The following is a 15440-nucleotide window of genomic DNA, read 5'->3' as shown; positions in this document are numbered from 1 at the left end:
GACCAGCGGAATCCTCCGCTTTGTCGCTGCCGGATGTGATCCACCCCATAGACTTGCCCCACAAACCCGGCGTTCCAACGAGGGGTCGGATGGGGACGCAACCGCTGCACGCGGTGCACCGCACGGTGCTGGTCGTGGACGTGTCCGCGTACAGCGGCCGGCCGCGCGTCCCGCAGGAGGAGATCCGGCGCGGCCTCTACGCGGCGCTGGAGAGGGCGTTCGTGGACAACGGCCTGGACTGGTCCGCGGTCGACCACGAGGACCGCGGCGACGGCGTGCTGGTGCTCGTGCCGCCCGACGTGCCCAAGAGCCGGGTGGTCGACGGCGTGCCGCACACCCTGCTGGGCCAGTTGCGCCGGTACAACGCCACCCGCAACGAGGACGCCCGGATCCGGCTGCGGGTGGCGATCACGGCGGGTGAGGTGCAGTACGACCCGGAGGGCGTGATCGGCGACGACGTCACGCTGGCGTTCCGGCTGCTCGACTCCACGCCGCTGCGCGACGCGCTGGACCGCTCGACGGCGGTGTTCGCGCTGATCGTCTCCGACCGGATCTACACCGACGTGGTGCGGCCCGACCCGGCGCTGGACCCGGACTCGTTCCGCTCGGTGCGGGTGGACGTCAAGGAGGTGCACGGGCACGCCTGGCTGCACGTGCCGAACGGCGCGACCCCGCTCCCGGAACCGGAGCCCGCGCGACCCCGCCCGCCGCGGCCACCCTGGCAGCCGCCCTGGGCGCGGCTCGGGCTGGCCGTGCTGCTGCTCCTGTCGGGTGCGGCGAACGCGTTCGCCGCCACACCGCTCGCCGTACCGCCCTGCCCGGCCCCGGTGCAGCTCAACGTGCTCACCTCGGCCGAGAAGGAGGAGGTCGTCAACCGGCAGGCGGTGGACTTCGAACGGGCCTCCCGCCGGTTCAACCCGCACGGCTGCAAGGGGGTCAGCGTGCTGGTCACCAGGGGGACGTCGGCCAAGGACGCCGCCGAGGCGCTGGCGCGCGGTTGGGCGGCCGACGAGGACTTCACCGGACAGGGGACCGAGCCGCACGTATGGCTGCCGGACGCCTCCTTCGAGGTCGACGCGGTGACCGACGCCCTGTCCCGGAACCCGAACGTGGCCGTGCGACTGGATCACCGGCACTCGCTCGCCCGGTCCCCGATCGTGCTGGGCGCCTCACCGGCGCTCGCCGAGCGCATCGACCAACCCGACCGCGAGTTCAACTGGCGCGAGGTCGGGCAGGTGGCCGCGGTGGACACCTCGTCCGGCGCAGGGCTCGGCGCCGCGATCGCACTGGCGAGGGAAGCCTTGAAAGGCCTCGCGGTGGACGCGCCGGACGCGCCGCTGCGCCTGCACAAAGCCGCCGTGAAGATGACGACCGCCACGCCGTGCGCGGGTGACGTCGCGCTGGTCGCGTCGGAGAAGACCGTGGTCCAGCGCGAGAAAGACTGCGTCCTGCTGTACCCGCAGGGCCCTTCGGTGGTCCTGGACCACCCGTTCGTCGCGGTGGAGTGGACCTCGCTGCCGCCGAACGAGCGGCGCCAACGGGTCGTGGACCTGTTCGAGGCCCACCTGCGGGCGGACCCGGCGCAGTCGGCGTTCCGGCGTGCGGGCTTCCGCGACCTGAACGGCGGCCTGGGCTCGCGGGGCAAGCCGAGGGCGGGACTGCCGGCGGACCCGGTGGTCGTGGACGACGCGACCGCCGTCCGCGCCGCGTGGGACGCGGCGGCGGGACCGAGGACGATCGCGTTGGCCTCGGACGGCTCGGCGGGCGCGGAGCAGTTGGCCGCCGACCTGCGGGGCCTGCTCGGCCCGCACGACGGGGTCACCCGGGTACCGCTGACCGGTGACGTCCTCCAAGAGGCCGTGCGGCGGAAGGCCGATGTGGTCGTGCTGCTGGCCGCCGGGGCGATCGGCCCGGTCGACCCGGACGCGGGCGGGCCGGTCCGGGCAGTCGGCGTCGGATTCGCCGACGGCGCCTGCGCGACGTCCACGGCGCTGTTCAAGGCCGCGGACGCCCGTGGGGGTGCGTGCTACGAGACAGACGGCCCAGAAGGCCCTCAGCGGGCCTTGGAGGGCGTCGCGAAGTCGATTTGGGGTAGGTGACGTGGTTCGGGTGCTCGCAGCCGTGGTGCTGCTCCTGACGGCCTGCACGAGTCCGGTGGAGGACGAGGCGACCGAGGGGGTCGGACCGATCACGTTCGTGGACGGCGTCGACACGTCGTCCGACCGGCAGGTCGAGCGGGTGGTCGCGGAGTGGAACGCGCGGCACAGCCTGCTGCAGGAGGTGACGTTCAAGGAGATGTCGCCCGCCACCGACATCCACCGGGCCCAGCTGATGGCCCGGTCGCAGGACCTCGCGGGCGTGCCGGACCCGTCCGCGCACGCCGCGCAGTGCTACGACGTGATGAACATGGACGTGGTGTGGACGGCCGCCTTCGCCGCGGGCGGCTACCTGGAGCCGCTGGACCCGGCCGAGTTCGACGTGGACTCCATGCACGACGAGGCCGTGCGCACCGCGCGGTACGACGGCCGGCTGTGGGCGGTCCCGTGGCGCGTGGACGCCGGGTTGCTCTACTACCGGGCGGACCTGCTCGCCGCCGAGGACGAGCAGCCACCGCGCACGTGGCCCGACCTGGAAAGGCTCGCCTCCGAGCTCGGCCCGAAGTACGGGATCGCGGGCTACGTGGGCCAGTTCGCCAACCACGAGGGCGTGGTGGTGAACGCGATGGAGGCGATCTGGGCCCACAACGGCGACCCCCTGCACCCGGACACGCCGGACGCGGAGGCGGGCGTGCGCGCGCTGGCCGATGGTTTCGCGGACGGCTGGATCCCGCAGGCGGCCTTCGAGTACCGCGAGGAGGAGAGCCGCAGGGCGTTCCAGGACGGCAACGCGGTGTTCATGCGGAACTGGCCGTACGTGCGGCCGTGGCTGGACCGGCCGGAGTCGAACGTCCGCGGGAGCAAGTGGGGTGCCGTCCCGCTGCCGGGTCCCAGCGCGCTCGGCGGCTGGAACCTGGCCGTGTCGCGGTGCTCGGTGCACCAGCAAACCGCGCGGGAGTTCATCCGCTTCCTCACCGGGGCGGACACGCAGCTCGCGCTGTTCCGGCTGGCCGGGTGGGCACCGAGCCTGAAGGCGCTGTACCGGGAACCGGAGCTGGAGCTGCTGGGTGAGGCCGTGCTCACCGCCCGGACCCGGCCCACGTCGGCCTACTACGACGAGTTGGCCAGCGTGATGCGGGTGCTGCTGCGCCACGCGCTGGCCAACCCGGATTCCGTCGAGACGATGATGCGGACGCTCGCGGACCGGGTGCGGGAGGCGGAGGACGGCCGTTAGGCGGTGGCCGCCTCGACCCGGGTGGTGGTGGCCTTGGCGGCGCGGTTCCAGTCGATCCAGCCGCGGATCACCAGGACGGCGAAGACGGTGTAGACGGCCGCGCTGAACCACAGCCCCGACTGGATCTGCAGCGGCACGCCGATCGCGTCCACCACGAGCCACACCAGCCAGAACTCGACCAGGCCGAAGCCCTGGAGGGTGAAGGCGAGCACGGTGCCGACGAAGATCGCGGCGTCGGGCCACGGCGCCCACGAGGCGTCCAGCGCGTCCAGCAGCAGCGCGAACCCGACCGTGCCGAGGACGAACGCCGTCACCACGGCGAGGCGTTCCTTCGCGGTGCCCTTGCGGACGACCACGCCGAACACCGGGTCACGCCGACGCGTCCACGCCCACCAGCCGTAGAGCGTGATCAGCGCGATCACCACCTGGCGCGCGGCCGTGCCGCCGAGCTGCGCGGACACGTACACCACGAACAGCAGCGCGACCGAGACCAACTGCACGGGCCAGGTCCACAGCGAGCGCTTCTGCGCCAGGTACACCACCACGAGCGCGAAGACCTGGCCGATGAACTCCGCCCAGGACACCTTCTGCCCGAACACCGTGAAGCCCTGCTCCATCAAGACGTGCACCGCGTCCTCCATCCCCGACAGGCGTTTCCGGGGCAGCGCAGGACAACGGCACGCGCGCCTCCCATCCGGACTTTCACCGTCGGCCCCGGAATCCCACCGGGTCAACCGCCCTGGTGGGCGGGTCGCGGGCTGTCACCGCCGGTTCGGATTTCCACCGAGCCCCGGAGCGCATGTCTCTCATCGCGTCGGAACATCATCGCGCGCGGAACTGTTCCTGAGGTGATCGACGCCACAGTCCGCACGATCCGAGAACCCGCGCCCTCGTGGTCATCTCGACTTCAGCCCCGGTACACCGGCGGTCGGTAGCTTCCGCCGAATGCGAATCCTGCTCATGGCCGCGGTGGTGCCGCTGCTCATCGCCTCCTCCCCCGGGCCGGACGAGGTCGTGCCGGTCACCCAGACCCGGGCGTTCGTCGACGACGCGTCCGGGTCACCGGCCAACGCCGACGCCGACGACCCGGCGATCTGGGTGCACCCGCGGTCGGCGCGGCAGAGCGTGGTGCTCGGCACGCTGAAGGAGGGCGGGCTGGCCGCGTTCGACCTGGCCGGCCGGACCCTGGGCACCTACCCGGCGCCCGCGCCGCCGACGCCCGAGGCCAAGCCGGGCCGGTTCAACAACGTCGACGTGCTCAGCAGGGTGCGGGTCGGCGGGCGGTCGCGCGACCTCGCGTTCGTCAGCGACCGGGGCCGGGACCGGATCCGGGTCTACGAGCTCGACGGGCGCGGTGCGGCGGCGGGCGCGGCGGTCGTGCGGGACGTGACCGACCCCGGCGCGCGGCCGGTGTTCTCCTCGTCGGAGGAGGAGGTGGACGACCAGCACACGGCCTACGGACTGGCGGCCGGGTACGTCGGCCGCACGCCGGTGGTCGTGACGAACCGGCGCAACGAGACCAGGGTGGCGCTGCTGCGCGTGACGCCCGGTCCGGCCGGTTCGGTCGGCACGGCGGTCGTAGGCACGCTGGACCTGCCGTCGTCGTTCCCGCTGCCGGACGGCACGACCTGGACGCCGTGCGGTGAGCCGGGCGAACGCCCGCAGCTGGAGGGCATGGTCGTCGACTCCGAGCACGGCGTGCTGTACGCGGCGCAGGAGGACGTCGGCATCTGGCGCGTGCCGCTGCGCGCGACCGGGTTCGGCACGCCCGTGCTGATCGACAAGGTTCGCTCGTTCGGGGTACCGCAGAGCTACGACCCGGAGACCGAGGAGTGCTCGGTGTCGGGCGCCGACCCCGGTTTCGGCGGCAGGCACCTGACCGCCGACGCCGAGGGCCTGGCCGTCGGTGACGGGTACCTGATCGCGTCCAGCCAGGGCGACTCGCGGTTCGTGGCCTACGAGCGCACCGGCCGCAACGCCCACGTCGGCGAGTTCGTGGTGGCCGCGGGCCGGGGCAACGACTCGGTCGAGCACTCCGACGGCGCGCACCTGGTGACCGCCGACCTCGGCCGGAACTACCCGGAGGGCCTGCTGGTCGTGCACGACGGCGAGCGCACCCCCGCCGTCGGCGACCTGGACACCACCGGCTTCGCGTACGTGAGCTGGGAAGACGTGCTGGACGAGCTGGACTGACCGGTGAGCACGCCGACAGGCCCCCGACCCCGTGAGCACGGGTCGGGGGCCTGTCGGCGTGCTGCGGAGGGAGTCGTCGGGACGTTGTCAGGGCCCGTCGGTGCGCGGGGGCATCTGCATGCCGGCGGGCGGGGTCGGCGGGTCCACCTGCGCCTGCCTGGTCGCCCGGGTCGCCGCCGACACCGGCTCCTGCGCCCGGCTGATCATGGTGTCCTGGGACTGGCGCGGCGCGGGCGTGATGTGCGCCGACTCCTCCTGGATGCGGTTGAGCCAGCCCTCCCAGCGCTGCTGCATCGGGCGGACCAGGCCGCCGCCGACGCCGATCACGATCACGCCGGCGATCGTGGCCAGCACGGTGATCAGGACCGGCATGGTGACCGCGACGGCGATGCCGAGCTGGTTGAGCGCGGCGATGACACCGAGCGCGACGATGAAGCCGTACGTGATGCCGCCGAGGATCCGCGTGTACGGCCGGTTGCCCAGCGCGCCGGTGACCAGGCCGCTGAGCGCCTTGCCGATCGCGGCGGCCACCAGCACCAGGATGATCGCCACGACGATGCGCGGCAGGTACGCGATGACGTCGTTGAGCAGGACGCTCACCGCGTTGCCGGTGCCGAACACGCCGAACGCGAGCTGCAGCGCGATCAGCAGCACGAAGTAGTAGACGAGCTTCACGATCAGGTTGGAGGCGTCGACCGGGGACTTCGACATCGCGCCGCCCAGGCCGGAGCGCTCGACCAGCCGGTCGAAGCCCACCCGCTTGAGCAGGAACCCGACGGCCTTGCTCAGCGCCTTGGCGATGATCCAGCCGATGAGCAGGACGACCAGGAAGCCGAGGAGCTTCGGCAGGAACGTGGCCACCATGGTCCACGCCTGCCCGAGTCCTTCTGTGATCTGGGTACCCACGACGACCCTCCTTCGTTTCGCTTGCCGAGATCGTTTCTCGGCCCGCATCACCCGGCAACCTGAAGTGGTGGCACGAAAGGGTGACTGACGTGGCGGTTCTCGCGTCGGCAGTCCAGAGTGGAATCACCGGTGGGGACCGGGGAGAGGGAAACGCCCGGCGCGAGGTTCTCGCGCCGGGCGTTTTCGCGTCGGGGGTCTTCGACACCGGTCAGAACTGGGCGGACAGGCCCCGGCTCGCCAGGTAGGCCCGCACGTGCTCGGCCGAGGTCTCCTGGTCCACCTCGGGCCTCGGGTCGCCGGGGCAGTTCGAACTGCTGGGCGGCAGCACGCCGTTGACCAGGTACCGGTTGACGGCCCGGTCCACGCACTCGTTGCCGCTGCCGTAGAGGCCGTGCTTGCCCTCGTCCCGCACCGAGACCAGGTTGTGCCCGAGCCGTTCCGCCATGGCCGGGCCGCTCTCGTACTGGGTCTGGGTGTCGCCCTCGGCCTGCACGATCACCCCCACGGGGTAACCGTCGCGCTTGAGCGCCACCGCGGCCTCGGGCAGGTCGAAGCTGCGGAACGCGCACGTCGTCGGCGCCGCGCGCAGGACGCCGAAGCCGTACGGGTAGCGGTCGCGGAAGACCCGCATGTCCTCGTAGTAGGTCTCCAGGTCGGTCGGCCAGTCGACCTCGCACGTCACCGTGTTGAACACGCCCGAGACCAGCTCGTCCTCCGCCTCGCCGGACATCAGCGCGCCCGCGTCGGACGGCGAGCCCGCCTGCAGCCGCGCCACCGCCACCGCGAGGTCCGACCACAGTGGACGGTAACGGGCGCCGACGCCGACGGCGGCGTCGAAGCGGGTGCGGGTCGCGTCGCCCACCGGTTTCACGGCCAACGCCGTGGCGACCGACTCCACGGTGGCCATCACCGCTTCGGGGGTCGCGCCGAGCTGGAACCGGTCGTGGCGCTCGGCGACCCACACCGACCACGCCTCGACGTTGCGCCGGTAGGCCACCGCCTGCGCCCGGAACTGCTCGCGCCAGATCCACTCCGGGTGCACGGCCGAGTCGAGCACGCTGCGGTCCAACCGGGTCGGGAACAGGCTGCCGTACACCGCGCCCAGGTACGTGCCGTAGGAGTAGCCCAGGTAGTTGAGCTTCTCCTCGCGCAGCACGGCCCGCACCACGTCGAGGTCGCGCGCGGTGTTGGCGGTGTTGATGAACGGCCGGATGCCGCCCGCCGCGGAGTGGCACGCGTCCTCGGCGGCCTGCGCCTCGGCGGCCCACTTCGGGAACTCGGAATCAGCCGGTCGGGTGTCGGCCGTGGCCAGTTCCGGGACCGTGCGGCAGGTCAGCGCGGTCGAACCGCCGACGCCGCGCGGGTCGAACCCGATCAGGTCGTAGACCTTCGCCACCTCGCTGTTCGCCAGGAACGACGGCATGCCGAGGCCCGAACCGCCCGGCCCGCCGGGGTTGAGCACCAGGATGCCGCGCCTGCGCTCCGGTTCGGTGGCCTTCTTGCGGCTGATGACCAGCGATATCCGGTCGGCGGTGGGACGTGCGTAGTCCAGTGGCAGCACCAGTTCCGCGCACTCCAGCGACTGCTTGCACGGCGTCCAGGTGAGCTGCTGCGTGTGGAACTCGGCCAGCGGATCACCGCTCGCCGCTCCGAACGACGGCGCGACCGCCGTCGCCAGCACGGCGGTGACCGCCAGGCCGACTGACATGTACCTGCGCACGAGACCCTCCCAGGCGAGCCGGTCAGAACGCCACCGACCGTAGGGCGATCGGCGCGGAGCGTCAGGGCTAGTCACTCGTTGGTGTCGCCCTGGGCGGCCCGTGCGATCGTGTGGGGTATGACCAGCTCAACCGCGTTGTCGCGGGCCACCTTGCGAACGCTGCAACGGGCGTCGGGCGACCTGGCCGCGGCGAGCGTGGCCGAGATGGAGGAGCGGCTGCCGTGGTTCCGGCGGATGCCCGCCGACCAGCGGGCGGGCGTGTTGCTGCTGATCCAGAACGGCGTGGCCGGGTTCGTGTCCTGGCTGCACGACCCGCAGCAGGCCATCCGGCTGACCGCCGAGGCGTTCCGGTCCGCGCCCAAGGACATCTCGCGCTGGGTGAGCCTGCGGCAGACCGTGGAGCTGGTGCGGATCGCGCTGGAGCTGTTCGAGCAACTGCTGCCGAAGCTGGCCGAGAACGAGGCCGAGCGCGCGCTGCTGACCGAAGGTGTGCTGCGGTACGGGCGGGAGATCGCGTTCTCCGCGGCCACGTCGTACGCGGCGGCGGCCGAGGCGCGCGGCGCGTGGGACGCCCGGCTGGAGGCGCTCGTCGTGGACGGCATCGTGCGTGGCGACGCGGAGGAGTCGTTGCTGTCGCGGGCCACGGCGCTGGGCTGGGACCCGGCGGCGGAGGCCACCGTGCTGGTGGGCAACCCGCCGTCGGACGACCCGCCCGCGGTGGTGTTCGAGGTGCGCAGCCGGGCGGCCAGGGTCGGCCGGCCGGTGCTGCTGAGCGTGCAGGGCTCGCGGCTGGTCGTGGTGCTGGGCGGTGAGACGGAACGGGGCGAGTCGCTGGTCCGGATGTCCGACGCGTTCGGGCCGGGCGCGGTGGTGGCCGGTCCGACCGTGACGAGCCTGGCCGAGGCGCACCGCAGCGCGAGCGACGCGCTGTCGGGGTTGCGCGCGGTGGTGGGGTGGCCCGCCGCGCCCCGGCCGGTGCGGTCGCTGGACCTGCTGCCGGAGCGGGCGCTGGCCGGTGACCCGGAGGCCGAGTGGCAGCTGGTGGACCGGGTGGCCAGGCCGCTGGAGGACGCGGGCGGCTCGCTGCTGGAGACCGTGGACGCGTTCCTGGAAGTGGGCGGCGTGCTGGAGGCGTGCGCGCGAAAGCTGTTCGTGCACCCCAACACGGTCCGCTACCGGCTCAAGCGCGCCACCGAGCTCACCGGGCGCAACGCGAACGACCCCCGTGACGCTCTGGTGCTGCGGGTGGCGCTCTCCGTGGGGAGACTGGCCCGCGCCCGCGGCCTGTGGTGACCCGCTCGGAGGACGCCCGCCTGGGTGTGACGCACGACGCATGTCCGATTTGGGCCGGGATCGACAACACGCGACGTCGTTCTACGTTCATCTCCGAGTCACATTTGTAGAGACCCTACAACGCAACGTCTCGGGTTTCGTCTGTGGCGACATCACCGGAACCCGCCGCGACCGTGTTCAGTGAGCGGGTGATCGCGCTCCTAGCCCCCGGACAGGGGTCCCAGACACCCGGCATGCTGACCCCCTGGCTCGACGTCGAGGGGGCCGCCGAGCGCGTCGCCGCGTGGTCCGAGGCGACCGGTCTCGACCTGGCCCGGCTGGGCACCACCGCGGACGCGGACGAGATCAAGGACACCGCCGTCACCCAGCCGCTGGTGGTCGCACTCGCCCTGCTGGCCTACGAGGAGCTGCGCCGCCGGATCGAGCTGCCCGCCGACACGATCGTCGGCGGTCACTCCGTCGGCGAACTGGCCGCCGCCGCGATCGCGGGCGTGCTGAGCACCGACGACGCCGTGGCGCTGGCCGCCGTGCGCGGCGCCGAGATGGCCGACGCGTGCGCGTTGACGCCGACCGGCATGGCCGCGGTGCTCGGCGGCGAGGAGGACGTGGTGCTGGCCCGGCTGGACGAGCTCGGCCTGGTCGGCGCGAACCGCAACGGCGCGGGCCAGATCGTGGCCGCGGGCCCGCTGGACGCGCTGGCCGCACTGGTCGAGGCGCCGCCCGAGCGGGCGAAGATCCGCACGCTGAAGGTCGCGGGCGCGTTCCACACCCGGTTCATGGCGCCCGCCGAGGACGCGCTGCGCGCCCGTGCCGCCGGGATCGTGGTGAAGGACGCCGCGCTGCCGCTGCTGTCCAACGCCGACGGCGCGGTCGTGTCCGCGGGCGACGAGGTGCTGAGCCGACTGATCTCCCAGGTGACCCGCCCCGTGCGGTGGGACGCCTGCCAGGCAACCCTGGCCGCGCACGGCGTGACCGCGGTGGTCGAACTGCCGCCCGCGGGCGCGCTGACCGGCCTGGCCAAGCGCGAACTGAAGGGCACACCCACCTTGGGCCTCAAGACCCCCGACCAGCTCGACCAGGTCGTCGAGATGATCAACGCCGCGGAGGTGGCCGAGTGAGCGCCTTCTCCCTGCCCGCGGGCCCCGCCGGCACCCGCGTCCTCGGCCTGGGCAGCTACCAGCCCGAGACGATCGTCAGCAACCACGACCTGAGCCTGCGCATGGACACCTCCGACGAGTGGATCCGCGACCGGGTCGGCATCGTCAACCGCCGCGTGGCCAAGCCGGACGAGCTGCTGGTGGACATGGCGATCGAGGCGGGCGCGAAGGCCGTGGCCGACGCCGGGCTCGCGCCGACGGACATCGGCGCGGTCCTGGTGGCCACCTGCACCATGCCGTCCCAGATCCCCAACGCGGCGGCGCAGGTCGCCGACCGGATCGGGGTCAAGGGCGCGCCCGCGTTCGACCTGAACGCCGCGTGCGCGGGCTTCTGCTACGCCCTCGGCACCGCCTCGGACCTGGTCCGCGCGGGCACGGCGAAGTACGTGCTGGTCATCGGCGCGGAGAAGCTGACCGACTGGGTCGACGCCGACGACCGCTCCACCGCGATCATCTTCGCCGACGGCGCGGGCGCCGCGGTGGTCGGTCCGGCCGACGAGCCGGGCATCGGCCCGGTGGCGTGGGGCAGCGCGGGCGACCTGGTGGACATGATCCACGTCAGGGACCGGGAGTCGTTCATCTTCCAGGAGGGTCAGTCGGTCTTCCGCTGGGCGACCACGCAGATCGCGCCGATCGCGCTCAAGGCGATCGAGCTCGCCGGCCTGGAGGTGTCCGATGTGGACGTCTTCGTGCCGCACCAGGCGAACCTGCGCATCGTCGAGGCCATCGCGAAGCGCTTGCGCGCCAAGGGTGCGCGTGAAGACCTCGTGATCGCACGTGACATCGTGGACTCCGGCAACACCTCGTCCGCTTCGATCCCCCTCGCGCTGGACCACATGCGCGCGGCGGGAGAGGTGCGCAGCGGTGACGTGGCGCTGCTCGTCGGCTTCGGAGCCGGCCTGTCCTACGCGGGACAGGTCGTCCGGCTGCCGTGACCGCAATTCGAGACTCCGGTGGGACCAACCAGCCGGCGAAGCAAGAAGGAAGGGATTTTCAGTGAGCAACGAGGACATCCAGAAGGGGCTCGCCGAGATCGTCGAGGAGGTCGCCGGTGTCGAGGCGGCCGACGTGACGGCTGACAAGTCCTTTGTGGACGACCTGGACATCGACTCGCTGTCCATGGTGGAGATCGCCGTGCAGGCCGAGGACAAGTTCGGCGTGAAGATCCCGGACGACGAGCTGGCCAACCTCAAGACCGTGGGCGATGCGGTCAACTACATCGCCAGCAACGCATGACCAGTAGCAACGACGTCGTCGTCACCGGGCTGGGTGCCACCACCCCGCTCGGTGGCGATGTCGCCTCCACCTGGGACGCCCTCCTGGCCGGCCGCAGCGGTGTTCGGACGCTGACGGCCGACTTCGTGGAGCGCTTCGAGCTGCCGGTGAAGATCGGCGCGCCGCTCGCGGTCGAGCCGACCGAGGTGCTGCCGCGCGTCGAGGCCCGCCGGCTGGACCGCTGCGAGCAGGTCGCGGTGGTCGCCGCCCGCCAGGCGTGGGCGGACGCCGGGTTGAGCGCCGACGACGTCGACCCCGAGATGCTCGGCGTCGTGATCGGCACCGGCATCGGCGGCGCGATGACGCTGCTGGACCAGGACGACCTGATCGAGGCGTCCGGCCTGCGCAAGGTCTCGCCGCTGACCGTGCCGATGCTCATGCCCAACGGCCCCGCCGCGCACGTCGGCCTCGACCTGAAGGCACGCGCGGGCGTGCACGCGCCGGTGTCGGCCTGCGCGTCCGGCGCCGAGGCGCTGGCCTGGGCGTACCGGATGCTGAAGGCCGGCGAGGCGGACGTGGTCGTGGCCGGTGGCGCGGAAGCGTGCATCACCACCATCACCATGGCGGGCTTCATCCAGGCCCGGACCATGAGCACCCGCAACGACGACCCCGAACGCGCCTCGCGCCCGTTCGACGTCGACCGGGACGGGTTCGTGCTCGGCGAGGGCGCCGGGGTCATGGTGCTGGAACGCGGGGACTTCGCCCGCGCCCGCGGCGCCCGGATCTACGGCAAGCTCGCGGGCATCGGCACCAGCTCCGACGGCCACCACATCACCGCGGCCGACCCGGAGGGCATCGGCCAGTCCCGGGCCATCGCCAAGGCGGTCCGGATGGCGGGCATCGACCCGGCCGACATCGGCCACGTCAACTGCCACGCGACGTCCACCCCGGTGGGCGACGTGATCGAGCCGCAGGCCGTGCGCCGGGCGATCGGCGACCACCCGGTGCTGACCGCGCCCAAGGGCAACCACGGCCACCTGCTCGGCGCCTCGGGCGCGGTGGAAGCGATCACCACGCTGCTGTCGGTGCGCGACGGCGTCGTGCCGCCGACGCTGAACCTGGCGAACCAGGACCCGAAGGTGCAGCTGGAGGTCGTCACCGGCGAACCGCGCAAGATCGACCTGATCGCCGCGGTCAACAACTCGTTCGGGTTCGGCGGGCACAACGTCTCGCTCGTCTTCACCTCAGCCTGATCGCCTTGGGCCAGACCGTCTCACGAGGAGCTTCTCGATGACTGCCCTTGCGTCCCGACCGGCGAACCCGGGTGCGGACGGCGAAACCGATCCGCGTGACCCGGAGGTCCGGCTCGCGCAACTGCTCGACCCCGGGTCCGTCGCGCCGCTGCGGCCCCGTGACGGCAGCGGCATGTTCGCCGTGCGCGGCCGGATCAACGGCGCGAAGGTCGTCGCCTACTGCAGCGACGCCACGCGCATGGGCGGCGCGCTGGGTTCCGAGGGGTGCAGGCACATCGTGGAGGCGATCGACACCGCCGTGCGCGAGCGCACGCCGGTGATCGGCGTCTGGCACTCCGGCGGCGCGCGGCTGCCGGAGGGCGTGGAGTCGCTGGACGGCATGGGCCAGATGTTCGCCGCGATGATCCGGGCGTCCGGCCGGGTGCCGCAGATCTCCGTGGTGGTCGGTCCGGCGGCGGGCGGTGGCGCGTACGGCCCGGCGCTGACCGACGTGGTGATCATGGCCCCGGCCGGCAAGGTCTTCGTGACCGGGCCGGACGTGGTCCGGTCGGTGACCGGCGAGCAGATCGACATGGACGGCCTCGGCGGTGCGGAGGCGCACGGGCGCAAGTCCGGTGTGGTGCACGTGATCGCGGACGACGAGCCGGACGCCTACCAGCGCGCGCGGCGGATCACCGGGCTGTTCGCCCAGCCGGGTGTGTTCGACCTGCACTCGGTGCCCGACGGCGACGACCTGCGGGCGTTGCTGCCGGAGCAGCCGCAGCGGGCCTACGACGTGAAGCCTCTGGTGCGGGCGATCCTGGACGACGAGTCGTTCGAGGAGTTGCAGGCCAAGTGGGCGCCGAACGTCGTGGTCGGGCTCGGTCGGCTCGGTGGGCGCACGGTCGGCGTGATCGCGAACAACCCGATCCGCAAGGGCGGGTGCCTGGACTCGCTGTCGGCGGAGAAGGCGGCGCGGTTCGTGCGGATGTGCGACGCGTTCGGCGTGCCGCTGCTGGTGCTGGTGGACGTGCCGGGGTACCTGCCGGGTGTCGGCCAGGAGTGGGACGGCGTGGTGCGGCGCGGCGCGAAGCTGCTGCACGCGTTCGGTGAAGCCGTCGTGCCGCGGGTGACGTTGGTGACGCGCAAGTCGTACGGCGGTGCGTACATCGCGATGAACTCGCGTTCGCTGGGCGCCACGGCGGTGTTCGCGTGGCCGATCGCCGAGGTGGCCGTGATGGGCGCCAAGGCCGCGGTCGGCATCCTGCACCGCAAGAAGCTGGCGGCCGTGCCGGACGAGGAGCGGGAGGCGTTGCACGCCAAGCTCGTCGAGGAGCACGAGCGCATCGCGGGTGGTGTGGAGCGGGCCATCGCGATCGGCGTGGTGGACGAGGTGGTCGAGCCGACGAAGACGCGGCGCAAGCTGGCGGAGGCCCTCGCGGCGGCGCCGGCGGGTCGGGGCGCGCACGGCAACATCCCGCTGTAGGGAACATCCCGCCGCAGGGGGGCGGGCGTCATGGGTGGGGTCGTTCCGTCGGGGGGCGACCCCACCGCCGTGTTCCGAGCGTTGAACTCACCGGTCCTGAACGTAGGACACACGCGACCTGAACGTAGGACTCGCGCGAGAGTCCTGCGTTCGGCGCGGTCAGCAGGCGGTGAACTGGGAGGTCGAGCCCTCGGTGCCCAGGTCGACGCGGAGCGCGCCCCGTTCCTCCTGCAGCGGGTAGACCACGCGCCAGTGGATGCAGTCGGCCTGGAGCTCGGCCGGTGCCTTGGCGACGTCCTGCGTGCTGGTGAACGTCATCAGCACCCGCAGCCTGGTCTGGGAGACCGACTCGATCCGGTGCACCAGGATCGACCCGTCCCGCGAGCTCTCGTAGTCCGACACCCACCTCGACCTCGGCGTCTGGCCGACCCGGTGCGCGGTCACGGTCTTGGCCCACTGCTCGTAGTCGTGGCCGTTGATCGCGTCGAAGAACTGCTGCAGCACCTCCCGCACGCGTTGGCCGTCGGGGTGCTGTGCCGCGTCGACGCTCAGCTGCACGGTGCCGCTGCCCGGCTGCGCGCTGCGCGGGACCGAACTCGACGGCCCCGAGCCGGGAGCGGCGACCTGGTCGCCCTGGGCCACGGCGGGCCGCTGGTAGACCTCACGCGCCAGCACGCCGACGCCCGCGGTGGCGGCGGCGACCAGGAGCACGGCGGGCAGCAGCAGACGTGCGGACACCCCAGGAGCGTGCCACAGCGCCCGTACGCGCGGGTAATCACCCGGACGGCCGAGCCGGCAACCCGCTCAGTGCGGTTTAACCGAACCGATATAGCTACCCACAATGGCTCCCCCACCTACCGGGACACACTTTCCCGAGATTTCGGGGTTCACCACGATGAAAAGCGCAC

General features: G+C 72.4%; 13 protein-coding genes and 1 riboswitch. Of the genes, 9 read left to right on the top strand and 4 right to left on the bottom strand.

Going from position 1 to position 15440, the window contains the following annotated elements:
• Positions 1-89 precede the first annotated feature (89 nt).
• Positions 90-2099, top strand: coding sequence for a substrate-binding domain-containing protein (locus tag A6A25_RS04480; RefSeq protein ID WP_073886471.1), 2010 nt, complete (start codon positions 90-92; stop codon positions 2097-2099).
• 10 nt (positions 2100-2109) lie between these two features.
• On the top strand, positions 2110-3330 hold the full coding sequence (locus A6A25_RS04475; RefSeq protein WP_158073679.1) for an extracellular solute-binding protein: 1221 nt from the start codon (positions 2110-2112) through the stop codon (positions 3328-3330).
• Here A6A25_RS04475 and pnuC read toward each other — a convergent pair.
• On the bottom strand, positions 3327-3959 hold the full coding sequence (gene pnuC, locus A6A25_RS04470) for a nicotinamide riboside transporter PnuC (protein ID WP_073886629.1): 633 nt from the start codon (positions 3957-3959) through the stop codon (positions 3327-3329). The two genes, A6A25_RS04475 and pnuC, sit on opposite strands and share 4 nt — an antisense overlap.
• A gap of 49 nt (positions 3960-4008) precedes the next feature.
• A riboswitch (FMN riboswitch) is annotated at positions 4009-4132 on the bottom strand.
• 143 nt (positions 4133-4275) lie between these two features.
• Between pnuC and A6A25_RS04465 the strand changes: the two genes are divergently transcribed.
• A complete protein-coding gene (locus tag A6A25_RS04465) occupies positions 4276-5523 on the top strand; it encodes a phytase (protein WP_083667952.1) in 1248 nt (415 codons plus the stop codon).
• Between the two features lie 87 nt (positions 5524-5610).
• Here A6A25_RS04465 and A6A25_RS04460 read toward each other — a convergent pair whose 3' ends face one another.
• Both A6A25_RS04460 and A6A25_RS04455 read right to left on the bottom strand, forming a co-directional pair.
• Positions 5611-6429 (bottom strand): mechanosensitive ion channel family protein, encoded by an 819-nt coding sequence (locus A6A25_RS04460; RefSeq protein ID WP_073886469.1) that lies wholly within the window; start codon positions 6427-6429, stop codon positions 5611-5613.
• A gap of 208 nt (positions 6430-6637) precedes the next feature.
• Positions 6638-8149 (bottom strand): alpha/beta fold hydrolase, encoded by a 1512-nt coding sequence (locus tag A6A25_RS04455; protein ID WP_241828498.1) that lies wholly within the window; start codon positions 8147-8149, stop codon positions 6638-6640.
• Between the two features lie 117 nt (positions 8150-8266).
• Here A6A25_RS04455 and A6A25_RS04450 point away from each other — a divergent pair, with 117 nt between their 5' ends.
• The 6 genes from A6A25_RS04450 to A6A25_RS04425 all read left to right on the top strand — a co-directional run bounded on the left by A6A25_RS04450 (position 8267) and on the right by A6A25_RS04425 (position 14532).
• On the top strand, positions 8267-9442 hold the full coding sequence (locus A6A25_RS04450) for a PucR family transcriptional regulator (protein ID WP_073886467.1): 1176 nt from the start codon (positions 8267-8269) through the stop codon (positions 9440-9442).
• A 173-nt stretch (positions 9443-9615) separates the two neighbouring features.
• Positions 9616-10560 (top strand): ACP S-malonyltransferase, encoded by a 945-nt coding sequence (locus A6A25_RS04445; protein ID WP_274534290.1) that lies wholly within the window; start codon positions 9616-9618, stop codon positions 10558-10560.
• A complete protein-coding gene (locus A6A25_RS04440; protein WP_073886466.1) occupies positions 10557-11534 on the top strand; it encodes a beta-ketoacyl-ACP synthase III in 978 nt (325 codons plus the stop codon). The genes A6A25_RS04445 and A6A25_RS04440 overlap by 4 nt, the downstream gene beginning before the upstream one ends.
• A gap of 61 nt (positions 11535-11595) precedes the next feature.
• Entirely contained in the window at positions 11596-11835 is a 240-nt protein-coding gene (locus A6A25_RS04435; protein ID WP_053720023.1) for an acyl carrier protein, read from the top strand.
• Positions 11832-13067 (top strand): beta-ketoacyl-[acyl-carrier-protein] synthase family protein, encoded by a 1236-nt coding sequence (locus A6A25_RS04430; RefSeq protein ID WP_073886465.1) that lies wholly within the window; start codon positions 11832-11834, stop codon positions 13065-13067. Before A6A25_RS04435 ends, A6A25_RS04430 begins: the two co-directional genes overlap by 4 nt.
• Before the next feature lie 37 nt (positions 13068-13104).
• The gene (locus tag A6A25_RS04425; protein ID WP_073886464.1) at positions 13105-14532 is read left to right on the top strand and encodes an acyl-CoA carboxylase subunit beta; all 1428 of its coding nucleotides are present in this window, start codon (positions 13105-13107) and stop codon (positions 14530-14532) included.
• 159 nt (positions 14533-14691) lie between these two features.
• Here A6A25_RS04425 and A6A25_RS04420 read toward each other — a convergent pair whose 3' ends face one another.
• Positions 14692-15270: a hypothetical protein gene (locus A6A25_RS04420; RefSeq protein WP_083667950.1), complete on the bottom strand. Its 579-nt coding sequence runs from the start codon at positions 15268-15270 to the stop codon at positions 14692-14694.
• Positions 15271-15440: the final 170 nt, after the last annotated feature.

The sequence above is a fragment of the Saccharothrix sp. CB00851 genome, assembly GCF_001905065.1.
In the GTDB taxonomy this organism is placed as follows: domain Bacteria; phylum Actinomycetota; class Actinomycetes; order Mycobacteriales; family Pseudonocardiaceae; genus Actinosynnema.
The sequence above is the reverse complement of the archived record's forward strand: the minus strand, read 5'-3'. Positions and strand labels throughout refer to the sequence as shown.

Excerpts from the sequence above, each read along its gene's own strand:
- A6A25_RS04430 (WP_073886465.1), top strand. The coding sequence starts at position 11,832 with ATGACCAGTAGCAACGACGTCGTCGTCACCGGGCTGGGTGCCACCACC.
- A6A25_RS04425 (WP_073886464.1), top strand. The coding sequence starts at position 13,105 with ATGACTGCCCTTGCGTCCCGACCGGCGAACCCGGGTGCGGACGGCGAA.
- A6A25_RS04450 (WP_073886467.1), top strand. The coding sequence starts at position 8,267 with ATGACCAGCTCAACCGCGTTGTCGCGGGCCACCTTGCGAACGCTGCAA.
- A6A25_RS04465 (WP_083667952.1), top strand. The coding sequence starts at position 4,276 with ATGCGAATCCTGCTCATGGCCGCGGTGGTGCCGCTGCTCATCGCCTCC.
- A6A25_RS04480 (WP_073886471.1), top strand. The coding sequence starts at position 90 with ATGGGGACGCAACCGCTGCACGCGGTGCACCGCACGGTGCTGGTCGTG.